Here is a 17,484-nt window from a genome sequence, read left to right as displayed (position 1 = left end):
TGACAATTTAAAACAGCACATCACTTCTAACATCTCAATACTAAATACTCTTTTTCACAAAGCCTTATAATTCTTTCCGGGCAAATTTGGTTAACTTGAAGTTTATGAATTAACCAAGCATCGGAATACATGGAAAATATATCTAATAACTCCACTCCCACCAAACGTATCGCGGCAATAGATCTCGGGACCAATTCCTTCCACGCGGTGCTGGTAGATATTTACCCCGATGGTAGTTTCCGAACTATAGATAAACTGAAGGAAATGGTGATCCTTGCCGAAAAAGGAATGGATAATCACCTTAGTGAAGATGCGATGCAACGTGGACTTGATGCTCTGAAACGCATCAAATTCCTCTGTGATTCCCAGCAGGTGGAAGAGATCATAGCTTTTGCAACTTCAGCAATACGGGAAGCCAGAAACGGCGGGGATTTTATTCAGCGCATGCAAGATGAGGCAGATATAAAGGCAAGAGCCATTCCCGGTAACATGGAGGCAGAACTCATTGGGTATGCCGTTCGGCATAGTATCGCACTGGACGAAGAAATGGTGCTGATGGTAGACATTGGCGGGGGAAGCGTGGAATTTATCATAGGAAACAATGAAAAGTTCCTTTATCATAAAAGCCTGAAACTGGGTGTCGCGAGAATGGCCGCAAAATTTGTAAAAACAGACCCCATTGTAGATGAAGAGATAAAAGCTCTGCGCAAACATTATAAAAAGGAGCTGGGCGAGATAGGTGAGATAATTAAAAAACATAACGTAAAGACCATGATCGGCTCATCAGGAACTATGGAAAACATCGGAGCCATGGTAGCCAGTAGAAATTCTCTTACGGCCAATATGAGTTTGAATGAACTCACTTTTTCAGCTTCAGATTTTAAATCTCTATATAAGGACTTTGTTGAGCTGGACAGAACCGAGCGCAAGAAGATCAGTGAGCTGGATGAAAAGCGGATAGACATCATCAATCCCGGGATGGTGCTGGTAAAATATTTATTGAAAAAGTTCAATATCGAAAATATCAGGATCTCTGAAGCCGCTTTAAGAGATGGAATGATCCTTAATTTTATCAAAAAAGAAAGGCCGAAACTGGATATGGTGGCTAATTTCCCCGATCCGCGTAAGCGTAGCATTTTTGAATTGCTGAGAAAGTGTAACTGGATGGAAGCACATTCTACGCACGTGGCCTCTATCGCACTGCAGCTTTTTGACGAGTTTAAGGCAGAACTGAAACTGGAGGAACAAGACAGGGAATTACTGGAATATGCGAGTCTTCTTCATGATATTGGTTATTATATTTCCTATAGAAAGCATCATAAACATGCGTTGTACCTCATAAGACATTCAGATCTAAGAGGTTTTACCGAAGATGAGATCAACATCATGGCAAATGTCGCCAGATATCACCGAAGAACTCACCCGAAAAAGAGACATTTTCTATATAAAAAGCTTGAAAAACCACTTCGGAAGAAGGTTAAAAATCTTTCCGGATTATTAAGATTAGCCGACGGACTCGATCGCAGCCATTATCAAAATGTTGAAAAACTGGAAATAGATAATGGTACAGAAAAAGTGAATTTGTACCTCACTACCATGGGCGATCCCGAACTCGAGATCTGGGGAGCAGAGCAAAAGTCTAAACTATTCCAAAAAGTGACCGGTAAAAAACTGGAGATCTACGCTGTGAACAAAAATGAACCTGAATGTAGCCAGAATCTTACCGGCAATGAAAATGAGATAAAGTCTGTGTAAGAGTGAAACTGCTTCGTTTCCCTCGAAGTGACAACCCCTTAGACGTCATCCTGAACTTGTTTCAGGATCTCAAGCTAATTATCATTTGGACCGTAGGGAGAATCTCTTCATTATCCTTCTACTAATTGTTTAATAATCACTGTTGAATGTTCCTCACACTTCGACAGGCTCAGTGTGACAAGAATAACTTGACGAGCCTCAGTATGGAAATCCTAGTGGAATAATTACATAATGAACTTAGAACTTATAGACTCATTGTCCTGAACTCGCTTCATCACATCAGCGAAAAGCTCAGCACAGCTTACCACTTTAATTTTTTTGCTTTCCTGTCTCAGCGGAATAGAATCTGTAACGATCAATTCCTGAAGTTTGGATTTTTCGATACGATCGTATGCTTCACCTGAAAGTACAGGATGCGTACAAATAGCACGAACGCTCAATGCACCGCGTTCCATCATAAGGTCTGCAGCTTTGGTAAGCGTTCCGGCAGTATCTACCATATCATCTACCAATACCACGTTCTTTCCGGTCACATCACCAATAAGTTCCATATGCGAGATCACATTGGCCTTGGCTCTTTGTTTGTAACAGATGACCACATCACTTTCCAAAGCTTTGGAATAGGCATAAGCTCTTTTGGAACCACCCATATCCGGTGAAGCAATGGTTAAATTATCAAGTCCAAGTTCTTTGAGGTAAGGAAGAAAAACGGTACTTGCATAGAGATGATCTACCGGCTTTTCAAAGAAACCCTGAATCTGGTCTGCATGCAGGTCCATCGTAATAATTCTTGTAGCCCCGGCAGTTTCCAGGATACTGGCGATCATTTTCGCCGCGATAGGCACACGAGGTTTGTCTTTTCTATCCTGTCTTGCCCATCCAAAATATGGCATTACCGCAGTGATATGCCTGGCCGAAGCTCTTTTTGCAGCGTCCAGCATCAGTAACATTTCCATAAGGTGATCTGCCCCGGGATGGGTGGATCCGATGATAAATACACGGGAACCCCTTACCGATTCTTCAAAAGAAGGCTGAAATTCACCATCACTATACGTAGAGGTGATCACATTTCCCAGTTTTGTACCATAGTAACCGGCGATCTTCTCGGCTAGTTCGCGGCTTTGTGTACAGTTAAAGATCTTTGCTTCTGTTGCAGGCATTTTGTGTTGTTTTTGTTGTGTGTTTGATATCGTTGCATGCAAATTTAAAAATTTATCCTTGTGAAAACAGAATAATAACAACTGCTTAGAAAGAAAGATGTATAAATTAAGGGAAAGTACTTAAAAACATATTTTTAATACACTCAACCGTGTGTTTGATAGGAAAATCTTAGCTTTAGGCGCTCAAAACAATAGCTTCATCCATAATTTGAAAATGAAACTGATGATAAACCTCATACTTTCAGCCCTTTTAAGCCTGTTAAGCTTTAATTCTTCCTATAGCCAGGACAAGGAAAAATATAATGACCTGGTGAATAAAGCCCGGGATTTATATGAAAATGAAGATTATAAGCTTGCTGCTGAAAAATATTCTGAAGCTTTCACAGCCTGGGGAGATAAAGGATATAATACCCACCGGTATTATGCGGCCAGTGCCTGGGCTTTAGCCAAGGAACCGGACTCTGCCTTTGTACAATTGTTCAGGATCGCCGAAAAAGGAAATTACTCCAGTTATGGCCAAATCTCAACAGATCCGGCCCTGGAAGAACTTAACTGCTATGATCGCTGGGCTGAAGTGCTGGCGATGATAAAGAAAAATAAAGAAGCTGCACAGGGAAACCTGGAACCAGAACTAGTGGCAATCTTAGATACGATCTACAGGGACGACCAGGATCTAAGACAAGAAATGAGTGCGGTAGAAGCAGCATATGGAAGAGATTCTGAAGAGATGCAAGCCCACTGGGATAAGATAAATAAATTGGATTCCATCAATGTTCTAAAGGTCCAGAAAATTCTTGATGAACGGGGCTGGCTGGGAGCCGATGTGGTTGGAGACCAGGGAAATTCCACCCTGTTCTTAGTGATACAACACGCCCCGCTGGAGGTTCAGGAAAAATATTTACCCATGTTCAGGGACGCAGTAAAGAAAGGAAATGCCAGCCCAGGGAGCCTGGCCTTGATGGAAGACCGGGTAGCCTTAAGAAATGGTGAAAGACAGATCTACGGAAGCCAGATAGGGCGGGATCCTGAAACGGGAGAATATTATGTATCACCTTTACAAGACCCGGAAAACATAGATCCAAGACGGGCAGAAGTTGGCTTAAAACCACTGGAGGATTATGTTGCTACCTGGGATATAGTATGGAACGCTAAAGAATATAAGGAATGTTTATCTCAGCTGGAAGCAAAGATTGAAGAACGAAAAAAGGAATTTCAAAACTAAAAACTATCCTTTGCCCGGGAATTGAAAGTTTAAAAACAATTTCTAGTGGTAAATGAATTGAGATTAATTTTTTATTATGAGTGAACAATCAAAATATCAGGGATGGTTAAGAATACTATTTATAATTTTCCCATACATTTTTATAGTTGGAGTTTTTCAATTAATTGGTGGAGTTTTAACGGGTTTTTCATATAGCAATATAGAAATTGAGAAAACACCAGCTCAAAGATTGATTATTCAACTCTTTACTTTTTTGGGAACGATATTAATCGTTTGGTTATATTTAAAATATATAGATAGAGAAAAATTTATAGAAATTGGATTAAGATTTAAAAATAATATGAAGAGCTTCTGGACAGGTTTTGCAATTGGAGCTCTCATCATATTGTCAGGATTTGGAATATTACAAATCCTGGGAGAAATAAATATTCAAAATATCAATTTTGACTTTAATCAAATATTAATTTCAATAACCATTTTTGTTCTGGTTTCTCTTACAGAAGAAATACTATATCGAGGCTATGTTTTAAGGAACCTTATGTACTCTTTTAATAAATATATAGCATTGTTTATTTCAGCAGTTCTATTTTCATTAATGCATGGTTTTAATCCTAACATTGATATCATTGGTTCTACAAACATTTTTCTCGCTGGTATCCTACTGGGTATAACTTATATACATACAAAAAACCTATTGTTTCCAATCGCACTGCATTTTAGTTGGAATTTTTTTCAAACAATTTTAGGTTTTAATGTAAGTGGTCAAAATACATATTCTGTTTTAAAGCTTAGTATACCAGAGAAAAATATTTTGAATGGAGGAGCATTTGGTTTTGAAGGTTCTATACTATCTTTAGTTGCCATACTAATTACAATTGCGGCAATTTCAATGCACTATTGGAAAAAAACTAATCACGACAGGCTTCACTGCAAATAACGGGGTAGTTGATTGAAAACAGTTATTTTAGGGATTTATTCTAAAATTACTAAATCCACAAATCTGCGTCCCTTATACCACCAACATACGGTGAGCGGGAACAATAGTTACAATTTGGAAAATGATAATGAAACATATAATGGCAGGTTTAATATTTGGAATATCATTGTCCTTCATATCTTGGATAGTCGGAATGATACTTAACGGTATTCTTATGAAAACTATATATTACAACAAACTATCAAATTTAAATTTTATTAGAAGTATAACTCTGAATAAAATTATTGGACTCTATAACTTTAAGTGGATAGTAAGAAACACTTTTTTCAAATTTTTCAACCAGAAAATAAAGTTTGAAAAGAAAAATACTGATTTGACCGAAATACGAAATGAAATGACTCTTTCTGAAATAAGTCATTTAATCGGATTTATTTTTGTGGCGCTTTTTGCCGTGTACAAAAGTTATAGTACAAGTATGGTACTTGGACTAATAATAATGATCCCTAACATTTTAATGAATTTATATCCCTCGTTATTACAACAGCAAAATAAAAGGCGAATTGACAAAATAATGGCAAGTAATCAAGATAAAAATTCTAATCATTGGAGGCACTAGTAAAATGGGGAAAAGAAGATGTACTGCGAACACGGTGAAAACCTTGATAATTATATTTTCACCAGGATGATCTCCCGTGCAGATGTAGCCCATTTTGTGTTAAAGCAAATTACCCCTAAGTATTTGTATAAAGCTCATACGCATGTAATTCCTTAAATATAAAACCAGGAGAATTTATCGTTTGATTTTATCTGTTATCTTTATTACATAAAAATTAATTAAATTAATAAATAACCAGTTTCAGGTGTCAATTACAGTGTTGCCTTATAGGTTGCATTCCCTACTTCCGCAAACTTATTCCTCTACTGGTATTAAATAAAACAACGGAACATATATGTATGAAATTTTAATGTTTAGCCTATTGATATTAACTGTAATTCTCTGGGTTTGGGCCTTCGTAGATATTTCAAGATCGAGATTTCAGAATAATTCACTAACCTTTATATGGATTGCCATAATTCTATTATTTCCGGTACTGGGATCGATTATTTATTTCCAATTGGGACCAAAACTAAAAAAAGAACCGCGAACATTTCAACCTGAATTCAGTAATAGAACTACATAAACTTTCAGGCTCAAAATCATTATTATCACATAAAGTCTTTAAACTTGAGATTTGAAAAGTAAAACAAATATTTTCCTATTAATAAGTTTCCTGGTGGCCATTATACTTACTGGCTGGCTCAATTATCAAGCAAAAAACAGGATTGGTGATCTAAGCGAAAATAAAGAACAGGATCATGACTTCCAGGTTTGTAATGAAGATAGAATCACCCAGTATTATGGAATGGATACCGATTTTGAAGGAGGCAAAAGAGCGATCAAAAATAAAATATTTCCCGAGCTGGAGGAGCTAAACTACAAGGGATCAGGTTTAATCACCTTCAGATTTATTGTGAATTGTGAAGGGGAAATAGGAAGATTTCGTCATAAGGCTACAGATCTGGATATGGAAGAAATGGCTATAAGTCCCGCCAATATTGAGAAAATAGAAGGAGCTCTACTTAAATTAAAAAACTGGAATCCGGCAAGTAATGACTACAATACCTATGACAGCTACTATGTGCTGAATTTTAAAATTAGAAATGATAAACTGGTAGATATATTTTAGGCTGAATGAAAAAATTATTTAAAATCCTCAAATTGATCTTAGCCACGTTGCTTACAGGCTACTCTATCGTTGTGATCTATATGCTGCTATTTTCCTCACCGGAAAAAAGATATTCTTTCGCCGCGAATATGCAGGGAAGTGAACTTTCCCAGAAAATGTTCGAGATCTTAAAATTTAAGGATCCTGAAAATGACCGGATTTACTTTGAACAATCGGTACCCTTCAATAAAAGAGGTTATTACGAAGAAGGCTTCATGCTTCTTGACAAAGCGGTTACCCTAGACCCAAAAATGCATCTGGGTTATAGAGGATATATGAAGCTTCGATTTTTAAGGAATTTCAAGGGAGCTTTAGCTGATTTTGATCGACTGGACTCCCTTACTCCCGGAGTAATCGATACCCCGTGGGGAGAAGATATCGATTTCTTAAGGGGAGAATCCTATTATGGCCTGGGAGATTACCAGAAAGCCAGTAAACACTTCAAAAAAAGTATCGAAAACCAGGGAGAAGACTGGGCAGATATTCAATCTTTCGTTTACATTGGAATTTGTGAATACGAAATGGGAAACCTGGAAGCGGCTATAAATTATTATAAAAAAGCACTGGAGCAGTCCAAATATTCTGTGGAAGCTCATTTAGGCTTAGCTAAAATATATTCAGAAGACGGCAAAAAAGAGCTTGCTAAATCCCATTTGGAGAAAGCGGAGAAGTATTTTAATTATAAAAGGAATGATCCATATTCTGAATATTTAAATGAGATCTATAAAAGTGACCTGGCACAGGTTAAAACTTTAAATAAGAGCACTTAAAACGTAATATAAAATTTGGGCATAGATCACTGACTCAAAACAGTAGCTAAACATTAAAATAGAGGCCCTCTACTAATTTACCCTCATAATAACCCAGCACATGAAAAAAATCACCTTATTTATTCTATTGATCTCATTTTTCTCCAATGCACAAAATTTATCTATTGAAAATTCAGAAATAACCAATAAAACAGTCGTGCCTGATACTTCAATCGTAGATGTCACGATAAAAAATGGTGTTGAAAACCCGGATCTTCAGACTTTATTCCAATTTGAAAATATCAACCAGACAGAATTTACATTTAAAGGAAATTCCATTACGGGAAAATACTTCGTGATTAAGGTAAAGGAATTTTTAGATGGGGAGTTGATCAATACATCTGTTCTATTTGATGAGCGCGGGAATGATTATTTCAAAATAGATTCCGCACAAAGCTCATTCAAACTACTGAGTAAAATAGGAAAAGAAGATATTAAATTTTGGATCAAGGGTGAAAGATATGGCAGTAAGCAAGCCTATTTCCCGACTACACATGACAATGGCCGTTATGCCGTCAAAGATTTTTTTGGAGCAAAAAAGCTGCTAAAAGAAGATATAAACAGCCCTTTTTATATAATGTCAGTTATTACACCTAACCGTGATCCTGATGGATCAGGTTCTTATTGCAAAGTGGCGCAATCTGAAATTTCTCCGGAAGACTTCGGAAACGAATTCAATATTCCGCATTATTATTTAGTTGAGATTCAGTTCACCAAATGAAGAGTTGTCAATGTTCTTGTGTATTGCTAGTTGCTTGAGCCCTAAGATGGCAAAAAGGTACTGCGTAAAGGAAGTTCTAACGAATTTTCGAGATACTCTTTGAACACTAGCAAAGGAGTTTGCGCGAATTACGCTAACAAGTAAAAGTAGCTGTACCATGCAAAAAAGCTCATTCCAAGTACTAGATGCTTTGAATGAGCTTTTTTGCATATTATGCCTAATTAATACGTTATCGTTCCCTCGCCGCTCATAACAAATGTTCCAGTAGGTCCACCTGGGATATCTTCAATAATTTCTACAGTTTCTATGAATACACCTTTGGCATTTTCAAACCGTCCGGTTCCACCGTCAAAGTTCAATGTTTCTTCAAAAGAAGTAGCCGAAGTAAATAGAATAGTACTATGAGTGCCTCTCAATTCGTCACCATTTGCAGCTATAATCGTGATTGATCTTGTACCAAGGTCAGTTGGTCCATTAGAACACCATTCCTCTAACATCGTACTAAATCCTAGATGTGACATAGTTCCTTCGCCAATAGCATTTAGAACGATAGCTGAGCATGATTCACCATCACCTGGAATGAAGCTATAAGTGCCTTCTACTTTTTTTATTTTGAAGGGACGTTCTGTGCCCGCTTGTAATTTGACCTCTAGATTAATCAAATCAAGATCATCATTGCTTATAGAATCACTGCTGCAAGCAAATAAAATTGCTACTAATACGAATAGAAATACAAATCGATTTCTCATAATTAATTGGTTTAAGTGGTAATTACTGTGTTTGCTTTTAATCTTTGATTTCCTATTTGACATAGAAAATACTATTCCTAAAAAGCTATAGTAACAGATTTACATAAAACAGCAATAAGTTGATAAAAATAGAATGAGGAGAATTTAATGAACTAAAATACGTTTTAAAATACTAATATACAATTAGTTATGAGTATAATGACATTTATATTACAACCATATATATAAGATCACAAACAAGCTTAACACAGACCTTTTCTATTACTTAACAACTATATTAATTGTCTATGGTTAAGACAAGAAGTACAGTTTTTGATTTACAACTTTCCTACGTTCGTTTAGTTATAATGCTTTAAACTCGTATAAAGTGATAGGTGAAAAAATTATTGATAAGATTTTAATTGATGCTAACAACGCAACCTATGAAAAAGCAATAAGTTTTTATACAAAGCTCCGGGAATAACTTATTAAATTCAAGATGTGTTTTCCATGTTACTTTAGCCATATCAAGGATTTTTCAATTTTGATATGAAAATAGTAGTGGTCGTTATCGGGTTATTTGCATCAATTGACTGATTTTAAAAAAAATATATTGAATTGTATATCAGTATTTTATACCTTAACAGGGATAATTATTTTAATATTTTCAATCATGAAAAAATCAGCCATCCTTTTAGCCCTGATACTTTTTGGTATTAGCCTGTCATTTGCACAGAATCAAACTGAAAAGAATATCGAAACTTACTCCCGGGTATGGGATGAGATCCTGAACAACGGGGAGATAGACCAGATCAACAATTCAAGTTTTGATGAAAATGTGGTCATCATAAACAGTCCCGAAAATATTAAAGGCATTGAAAATTTTAAAAATTATTATCAGAATTTCCTGACCGGCTTTTCAGATATAAACTTTGACATCATCAATATTTTTGGGCAGGACGATAATATCGTAAAACACTGGAGATTCAAAGGAACACATTCGGGAGATTTCTTCGGAATCCCGGCCACTGGAAAAAATCTCGACCTCGAAGGGGTGACCCTGGTAAAAATGAAGAATGGTAAAATCCTGGAAGAGCACGATTTTATGGATAATATGGAATTTATGGGGCAGTTAGGGCTGATTTCAGATGCACAAAATATGAAATTAATAGATTCGGTTTATAGTGCTTTTTCATCGGGAAATGTGCCTGGCGTTCTTAGCCAAATGGATCCAGAAATCCAATGGAATGAAGCTGAAGGGAATAAATACGCAGAAGATAATCCATATGTGGGTCCAGACGCTGTTATGAATGGCGTTTTTGGCAGGATCATGACCGAACATGAATATTTTAAATTAAAGGATATTGAGCTACATGAAATGAGCAATAATCAGATTCTGGCCACCCTAAGATATGATGCAAAATGGAAGAACGGTCAGGCTTATGATGCGCAGGCGGCTCATCTATGGACGCTTAAGGATGGAAAAATTGTTGCCTTTCAGCAATATGTGGATACTAAAAAATTAGCTGAATCTGAGAATGATTAATTAAATATTTTCGGTCCAGGTCATGACTTTTATGATATTGCAAGAGTAAGTTTAAAAACTAACCACAGCTCATTAAGCCTCGTTAATTTGATAATAGCACACCCGAAACTTTAATTAAAGTTTCGGGTTTAAAAAAATTCTTAACTTATACGATCCTAGCCGGTTAAGATTGGATGATCTTCATCTGCTGAAGGCTAATTCATAAATAATAAATTAAAGATGTCTAAGAGAGTCGAAATAACCAGTCAGCAAAACCATAACAAATCTCTTTTATATTCTAACAAGCCAAAATTCAAAGAAGATCTTCGGGAAAATATTCATAAAGATGAAATGCCCCTGGATGGGATACTATTTGAGAAAATCCCTGAAAAAAAATTTAACGAGGTCATAGAAAAAATAAGATACAAGGCCAGATTAGAGAATATAAAAGATCTTAAGCTCCTGGTAATATCTATACTTCTTACGCTGTTTATTATCTTTCTTTTTGTGGAGAAAGTGGAAGAAGAGCTTAAAAACAGGCAAAATCAAAGCACGCTAATCTTAGGTCAAAGATAATTTACCATCAGTCGCCGAATGTTATTAGTTTTTCTATTATCCTATGGGATTAATATACTTTTTTTTACCTTCGCTGTCACTAGCCTATTGGGCAAAACTGCATCCCTACTTCCGCAAGTTTTGCGCAGTATAAACTCATATCGTATTGAGAACATTTTTAAATTATAAAGCGGAAATTAAAGAAAGGGAATCCTTAAATCAAGAATTTGAAAATCCTGACAATGAAGAATTCGAGGAGAACGAGATTACTGAAATTCCTCCTCAACTCTATTCCAAACGAGTTATCACCGCCTTTTCGCTAATTTTTTCCACAATTTTTGGTGCAGCGATCTTAATGAGCAATCTCAAAAAGATAGGCGAAAAAAAAGGACGTATACAGGTGCTAATATTTTCCATCCTCTATACGGTCGGTATCATTTTCACAGTAAATTCGGTAAGTACCAGCAAATTTACCATCCCGCTAAATATTCTGGGAGCCGTAATTCTAAATGAATATTTCTGGAATCGATATCTCGGGAAAAATATTGAATTCGAGAAAAAAAGCTGGGTAAAACCGGCTCTTATATCTGTAACAGTTACTATCCCATTTGTTCTAGCACTGCTTTATACCTGAATAGTGATTTAGGAATCTAATTGGTTAGTTGCAATCTCCTATTTTAAAAGTTTTTCTCTAATTTGGAGTTTTACAGTAACTCCCTCAATTAAATTGAAATCATGAAAACAACCTGGTTGAACAAAAATTATAAATGGTTAGTTCCTATAGCTACCATCAGTATTCTTGTGATCTATCTTCTTGCATCTTCGGGATTAGGCAAGGTTTCTACAGATCTTGCCCAGGCTTATGCCGATAAAGATCTTTATCAAATTGCTATTGAAAAAGCAAATAATGATGCACGTGTCCTGGAATCTTTAGGGAAGATTCAGCCTATCGATAAAATGACTATTCTTAATGGAGAAGTTCGATATTCGAATAAAAATAAAAACGTGACTTCCACCATTAAAGTTCAGGGGGATAAGGGAAAAGCTAAATTAGATCTTACCGCATATAAAGAGGGTGATAAATGGAAATACGAGCTATTACATATTAGAATGAGCGATGCTTCTGAAGATATACAGACTATAAAAATTATCAACCCACAAAACTAAAATCATTCATGAGTAAAATCATTTCCCGAAAAAATTATTTCAAAATTTTCCTTATTGCTATCTTCTTAATAATTGCTTATGTCATTATTACTGACTTTGAAAACTTTAAAAATGGTCTTTTAGGCTACTAACGATTTACCAGGAATCAGACATACAGGCTATTTTTTTTGATCGCTCTCCTAAATACAATTATACTACTGATCATCGAGTTGAACTGAATCTGTATCTGCGCCAAGTTTTTCAAGGATGTTACTGATTTCTTCAGTCATTTCCGGTGGTCCGCACACATAAAATCGTTTATTCAGATCTTTGATCTCTTTCTTGAGAAAATCTTCATTTAAATAAGCATTGGTATACTTTGTATCTTTCTGATCTGTGATCACGTGGGTAGTATTATTATTCAGCAGCCGGTCCAGCTCTTCCTTCATAATAATATCCTTATCGGTTTTATTAGAGAAAATGAGATGCATGCCTTTCGCTTTTCCTTTTTTATCCAGATCTCGCAACATAGAAATATAAGGAGTGATGCCTGCTCCACCTGCAATTATATAACCCGGGCCTTTATATTCTATCGCACCCCAGGTATCGCGAACTATAAGCTCATCCCCGACCTTTAATTTCCCCAGCTGCTCGGTGACTCCATCATGGTCTGGATAGATCTTGATGGTGAATTCAAGATCATCATCTTCATTTAAACTCGTAAAGGTAAAAGGTCTTTTCTCCTCTTTCCAATCTTCTTTATTAATTGAAACTTCAGTGGCATGCCCGGGAGTAAATTCATATCCCTGTGGCTTTTCAACTATAAACTGTTTAACATCGTGCGTTACCTGACCAACTGATTTTATCTTTACTATCTTTTCCATGGTTTTTCTTTTTAAGGTAAAGAATTAAAATGGAAAATTAAGTGAGGAGTGCTTTGTCAAGCTGATATTTAACCGTTTTTATAATATTTTAAGGAAGTTTAATAAATGATCATGAATTGATCTCCTTCATAACCTCCGAAAATATCTTATAAGATTTGATCCTGTCTTCCTGATCATAGATATGAGAAGCAACAATTACCTCATCTACCCCCGTTTGCTTCAGAAATTCTTCAGTTTTCTGTTGAATGGTTTTACGATCTCCTACAAAGGCATATTGCAACATTCTCTGCAACGCAGGATTGTCACGCACCTCTTTCAGTTCCGCATTCATTTCAACAGGTTTTTGCAAGTAATCCAGGTTTCCTGTAAGAACGCCTACCATCATTCTAAGGGAGCTGGTAGATAGTTTTTCAGCTTCCTCATTAGTAGCTGCAGCGGTGACATTAATTCCGGCAATACTGTACGGCTCTTCCAGGTATTCTGAAGGCTGAAATTCTCTGTAATAAATTTCCATAGCCTGGAATAACTGGGCAGGTGCAAAATGACTGGCAAAAACATAGGGAAGTCCCTTTTCTGCAGCAACGTGCGCACTATCTGTACTGGATCCCAAAACATACATAGGCACTTTTACCCCTTCAGCCACCGTCGCCCTTACTTTTGTAGAGGTTCTATCATTCTTGAAATATCGCTGAATTTCATCAATTTCATGCGGAAATTTAAAGACCGAATTCATCCGGTCACTCCTAATGGCATGCGCGGTTACCTGATCTGTTCCCGGAGCTCTGCCCAGGCCCATGTCTATCCTTCCCGGGTATAGGGAACCCAAAGTTCCGAATTGTTCAGCAACGATAAGCGGGGAATGGTTTGGTAGCATTATCCCCCCGGAACCAATCCTTATACTTTTGGTTTTGGCCGCGATATGGCTCATAAGAACGGTGGTTGCCGAACTCGCTATACTCACCATATTATGATGTTCTGCCAGCCAGAATCTTTTATAACCTAAACCTTCTGCAGTTCTGGCAAGCTCCACACTATTTTCAAATACTTTTGTATGAGGAATATCCTGACCAACTACGGCAAGTTCGAGAACAGAATATGATATTTTTTTATTTTGCGACATAATCTAAATTTAAAAAGCCGGCATCGCTGCAGGCTTCTCTTTGGTCTTAATTTTATATATTCCTTACGCCGTCAATCCTGCAGACTTAATCTTCTAACAGTTCCTTCACTTTTAAAAGTAAATCATCCACTTCAAAGGGTTTGGATAAAAAATCATTTGCTCCTGCCTTTTTACATTTCTTTACTGCATCATGAAGGGCCGACATCATTAAAATGGGAGTGTTTGCAATTTCTGGATCTTCATTATCCCTTAATCGTTTACAAACGTCGGTACCATTAATTCCCGAAATGAGCATGTCCAGAATTATCAAATCTACCTGGTGGGTCAATATAATATCTTCTGCCTCATCGGGTTTTTCAGAAACAATAATATCATATCCATTGAACTGAAGCACAAGTTGCATCATATCTCCAATCCCCGGGTCATCATCTATAATGAGAATTTTTTGTTCCTGAGCCATATTTTATTCTTTAAAATCTTTGGATACCACATCCAGGCTAAAGGTAAAAACTGAACCTTTATCTTTTTCACTATCTACACTAATTTTACCATTATGACGTCTCATAATTTCATTGGCCAGATAAAGACCTATTCCAAAGCCCGAGTAGGTATCTTCATGTTTAAAATCTATACGATAAAAGCGCTTAAAAATTTTCTTTTGATTCTCTTTATCAATCCCAATTCCTGAATCTATAACGCTTACCGCCACTTTATTTTTTCCCTCTTTCTCAATTTTCACTTCAATATCCTGGTTCTCCGGAGAATATTTTATCGCATTGGTCACCAGGTTGATCAATACCTGGCCGATCCTATCCTTATCGGCATAAATATTACAGTCAAATTCTTCGGTAAGCTTAATATTGTATTGGGTATTGGTATAATTTATGTCCTGAATCGTTTCAGCAATTAATTTATTTAAACTGAAATTTTCCTTTTTAAGGACCAGCTTATTTTTTTCGATTCTGGACAGATCGAGCATTTCTGAGATGAGCCTGGTGAGTCGCACCACTTGCTGATCTATACGCTCTAAGGAAGTTTGAAACGGAATGGCAGTGAGGGGTACTCCTTTTTCACTTTTAAGGAGACTCAGGAGTAACTGCACATATCCCTTTATGGAGGTCACCGGTGTTTTTAACTCATGACTCACCAGTTTAAGAAAATCTTCCTTTCGTTTCTCTTCAGCTTTTATCTTCTGAATTTCAGTAGCCGTGCATATCCAGAGCTGAATATCTCCATTGGCATCTGTGATCGCTTCTGCCCGGTTAAGATGCCACTTATATTTCCCTTTTTTATTGAGATAACGAAGTTCCATTTCAAAATCGTTTCCGGTTTCCAGCGAATAATTCCATGCTTTCTCAAATTCATCTTTTTCAGCAGGAGATATAAAGCTGTTAAGACCCTGCTCTTCAAATTCTTCTTTTGAAAGTCCTGTATAATCCAGCCAGCCCTGATTAAAATAAACGACATTCCCTTGGGGATCTATATTGGAAACTTTTTCCGGCATAAGATCGGCCATTTGCCGGTATCTCTCTTCACTATCTTTTAAAAGCTTTTTAGATTCTACAATTTCTGAAACATCGACGGCCATATTCAAAATTCCATAGATCTCCCCTTTTTCATCACTTAATGCTTTGTAGGTGAAGTTGAAATAACCGGTGTGCAATTTATTGTTGATAACCAGATCTACAGGATCTTCTTTTCCCCAGTAGGTCTTGCCGGTGGTATAAACATTCTGAAGCAGTTCGTGAAAAGGCTGCCCTTCCAGTTCAGGTAGTGCTTCATGCAGTGTTTTTCCAATAACCGAATGATCTTTTCCCCAAAGCTCTATCATGGCATCATTGGCCATTTCAATTTTCATCTCGCGGCCGGTATATAGTGCGGTAGCTACATCTGCCTCTTCAATAATAGACCTTATTCGATGTTGTTTTTCCCGTATAAGCTGCTCTTTAATTTTTTCTTCATTTATATCTATCACGGTACCTATCATCCCTTCATAGGCTCCTTCACTATTATATTTAGGACTTCCGCTATCTAATACCCACCTATAATCCCCTTCGCTGTTGCGCAGCCTGAAACTTGCATGAAAGGGTGATCTCTCATTGTTTGATTTCAGGAACTCTTTTTCTACTCTTTTTCTATCCTCAGGATGTATTACATTCAGCCAGCCAAAATCATGAGCTTCGCTTTGGGTTTGACCCGTAAATTCATACCATTTTTTATTCAAATAGGAATTCTTTCCGCTTTCACTGGTAATCCATATAATGGCAGGTACGGTATCAATTAGATTCCTTAATTCATTTTCACTTTCCTCAAGTTTTCGTATGGCTTTAACTTTCTCGGTAATATCTATGGCGTGAACAAATATGCCGCCCACGGCTCCAGATTCTTCAAATATTGGCTGATAAACAAAATCCAGGAAAGAATTCTTTAACTTCTTTTCTCCATTATCAATCTTCACTGGAATTTCACTACCAGTAAATGCTTTCCCGGTTTTATAGACATTATCTAACATTTCATAAAAACCCTGTCCGTCTAACTCCGGAACTGCCTGCCTAACGGTTTTGCCAATAATATCTCTATTCCCAACAATTTGAAGGTAATTTTCATTTGCCCGGTCAAAAACATGTTCAGGGCCGCGAAGTATACATATCATGGCGGGAGCCTGCGAGAAAATTTCATCAAATTTCTCAAGATTGTCCTTTTGTTCAGTAAATGATACCAGAATTAACTCAGGATCATCAATTTTACTGGCATTAATGAGGAATTTTCTAACGCCCGATTTTGGAAGTACTAAGGAGAATTCTGAATTTTCAATATTCTTATTTACAGCTAACTCCGCTTCAAGATTGGATTTTAGCTGCTTAAAGTGTGGGTTATTTTGTTCCAGTTCTAATTGAAGAGCCTGCTCATTTACAATCTCAAAAGTATTGTAAAAACCAGTATTCGCATTTATAAAATTTAGATCCACATCCAGGATTAACATTGGTTCCTGTACCGTATCTACAATACTACGAGATAAGGATTTTATTGCCGAATCTTTCTTTTTCTTATTTTCTGAGTCTTCAGAAGTATAGCTCATATTCTTTTAATAGCAAAAAATGAAAATGATGAAAATTTCGACAAAAGTAAATCTATTTTACCAAAGATAAATCTTCA

The 17,484-nt window shown here is 36.6% G+C and carries 19 protein-coding genes; 13 read left to right on the top strand and 6 right to left on the bottom strand.

All coding sequences use genetic code 11. The features are described 5' to 3' along the window. Positions 1-129 precede the first annotated feature (129 nt). Positions 130-1,755, top strand: a complete 1,626-nt coding sequence (locus LGQ90_RS12775) for a Ppx/GppA phosphatase family protein (RefSeq protein ID WP_229341572.1) — start codon at positions 130-132, stop codon at positions 1,753-1,755. Between the two features lie 224 nt (positions 1,756-1,979). Here LGQ90_RS12775 and LGQ90_RS12770 read toward each other — a convergent pair whose 3' ends face one another. Next, on the bottom strand, positions 1,980-2,915 hold the full coding sequence (locus LGQ90_RS12770; protein WP_229341571.1) for a ribose-phosphate pyrophosphokinase: 936 nt from the start codon (positions 2,913-2,915) through the stop codon (positions 1,980-1,982). Between the two features lie 223 nt (positions 2,916-3,138). On the opposite strand from LGQ90_RS12770, the gene LGQ90_RS12765 reads away from it, so the two are divergent. From LGQ90_RS12765 to LGQ90_RS12730, 8 genes are all read left to right on the top strand, one after another. After that, a complete protein-coding gene (locus tag LGQ90_RS12765; protein ID WP_229341569.1) occupies positions 3,139-4,137 on the top strand; it encodes a DUF6624 domain-containing protein in 999 nt (332 codons plus the stop codon). A gap of 76 nt (positions 4,138-4,213) precedes the next feature. Next, positions 4,214-5,074 carry a CPBP family intramembrane glutamic endopeptidase gene (locus tag LGQ90_RS12760; protein ID WP_229341568.1) on the top strand — a complete coding sequence of 287 codons (861 nt, stop codon included), beginning with the start codon at positions 4,214-4,216 and terminating at the stop codon, positions 5,072-5,074. A gap of 121 nt (positions 5,075-5,195) precedes the next feature. Beyond that, positions 5,196-5,690 carry a glycosyl-4,4'-diaponeurosporenoate acyltransferase CrtO family protein gene (locus LGQ90_RS12755; RefSeq protein ID WP_341481968.1) on the top strand — a complete coding sequence of 165 codons (495 nt, stop codon included), beginning with the start codon at positions 5,196-5,198 and terminating at the stop codon, positions 5,688-5,690. An 18-nt stretch (positions 5,691-5,708) separates the two neighbouring features. Beyond that, positions 5,709-5,846 carry a hypothetical protein gene (locus tag LGQ90_RS12750; protein WP_229341567.1) on the top strand — a complete coding sequence of 46 codons (138 nt, stop codon included), beginning with the start codon at positions 5,709-5,711 and terminating at the stop codon, positions 5,844-5,846. Between the two features lie 178 nt (positions 5,847-6,024). Beyond that, positions 6,025-6,255 (top strand): PLDc N-terminal domain-containing protein, encoded by a 231-nt coding sequence (locus tag LGQ90_RS12745; protein WP_341481967.1) that lies wholly within the window; start codon positions 6,025-6,027, stop codon positions 6,253-6,255. Positions 6,256-6,306: 51 nt separating this feature from the next. Next, positions 6,307-6,801 carry a hypothetical protein gene (locus LGQ90_RS12740; RefSeq protein WP_229341566.1) on the top strand — a complete coding sequence of 165 codons (495 nt, stop codon included), beginning with the start codon at positions 6,307-6,309 and terminating at the stop codon, positions 6,799-6,801. Positions 6,802-6,806: 5 nt separating this feature from the next. After that, positions 6,807-7,610, top strand: coding sequence for a tetratricopeptide repeat protein (locus tag LGQ90_RS12735; RefSeq protein ID WP_229341565.1), 804 nt, complete (start codon positions 6,807-6,809; stop codon positions 7,608-7,610). Positions 7,611-7,710: 100 nt separating this feature from the next. Then, positions 7,711-8,370, top strand: a complete 660-nt coding sequence (locus tag LGQ90_RS12730; RefSeq protein ID WP_229341564.1) for a hypothetical protein — start codon at positions 7,711-7,713, stop codon at positions 8,368-8,370. Between the two features lie 221 nt (positions 8,371-8,591). Here the strand turns inward: LGQ90_RS12730 and LGQ90_RS12725 are convergent, their stop codons facing one another. Continuing rightward, a complete protein-coding gene (locus LGQ90_RS12725) occupies positions 8,592-9,119 on the bottom strand; it encodes a hypothetical protein (RefSeq protein ID WP_229341563.1) in 528 nt (175 codons plus the stop codon). 652 nt (positions 9,120-9,771) lie between these two features. Here LGQ90_RS12725 and LGQ90_RS12720 point away from each other — a divergent pair. The 4 genes from LGQ90_RS12720 to LGQ90_RS12705 all read left to right on the top strand — a co-directional run bounded on the left by LGQ90_RS12720 (position 9,772) and on the right by LGQ90_RS12705 (position 12,345). Continuing rightward, positions 9,772-10,644, top strand: coding sequence for an ester cyclase (locus LGQ90_RS12720; RefSeq protein ID WP_229341562.1), 873 nt, complete (start codon positions 9,772-9,774; stop codon positions 10,642-10,644). Between the two features lie 219 nt (positions 10,645-10,863). Continuing rightward, complete coding sequence (locus LGQ90_RS12715; protein ID WP_229341560.1) at positions 10,864-11,199, top strand: hypothetical protein; 336 nt, start codon at positions 10,864-10,866, stop codon at positions 11,197-11,199. A gap of 145 nt (positions 11,200-11,344) precedes the next feature. After that, the gene (locus LGQ90_RS12710; protein WP_229341558.1) at positions 11,345-11,812 is read left to right on the top strand and encodes a hypothetical protein; all 468 of its coding nucleotides are present in this window, start codon (positions 11,345-11,347) and stop codon (positions 11,810-11,812) included. Positions 11,813-11,913: 101 nt separating this feature from the next. Next, complete coding sequence (locus LGQ90_RS12705) at positions 11,914-12,345, top strand: cytochrome c oxidase assembly factor Coa1 family protein (protein ID WP_229341556.1); 432 nt, start codon at positions 11,914-11,916, stop codon at positions 12,343-12,345. Between the two features lie 194 nt (positions 12,346-12,539). Here the strand turns inward: LGQ90_RS12705 and LGQ90_RS12700 are convergent, their stop codons facing one another. The 4 genes from LGQ90_RS12700 to LGQ90_RS12685 form a co-directional block, all read right to left on the bottom strand. Next, positions 12,540-13,208 (bottom strand): FAD-binding oxidoreductase, encoded by a 669-nt coding sequence (locus LGQ90_RS12700; protein WP_229341554.1) that lies wholly within the window; start codon positions 13,206-13,208, stop codon positions 12,540-12,542. Positions 13,209-13,317: 109 nt separating this feature from the next. Next, a complete protein-coding gene (locus tag LGQ90_RS12695; RefSeq protein WP_229341553.1) occupies positions 13,318-14,328 on the bottom strand; it encodes an LLM class flavin-dependent oxidoreductase in 1,011 nt (336 codons plus the stop codon). Between the two features lie 85 nt (positions 14,329-14,413). Continuing rightward, a complete protein-coding gene (locus tag LGQ90_RS12690; protein ID WP_229341552.1) occupies positions 14,414-14,788 on the bottom strand; it encodes a response regulator in 375 nt (124 codons plus the stop codon). 3 nt (positions 14,789-14,791) lie between these two features. Then, positions 14,792-17,407, bottom strand: coding sequence for a PAS domain S-box protein (locus tag LGQ90_RS12685; RefSeq protein ID WP_229341551.1), 2,616 nt, complete (start codon positions 17,405-17,407; stop codon positions 14,792-14,794). Positions 17,408-17,484 lie beyond the last annotated feature (77 nt).

The sequence above is a fragment of the Christiangramia sediminis genome, from assembly GCF_020552705.1.
Classification (GTDB): Bacteria; Bacteroidota; Bacteroidia; order Flavobacteriales; family Flavobacteriaceae; genus Christiangramia; species Christiangramia sediminis.
The sequence above is the reverse complement of the archived record's forward strand: the minus strand, read 5'-3'. Positions and strand labels throughout refer to the sequence as shown.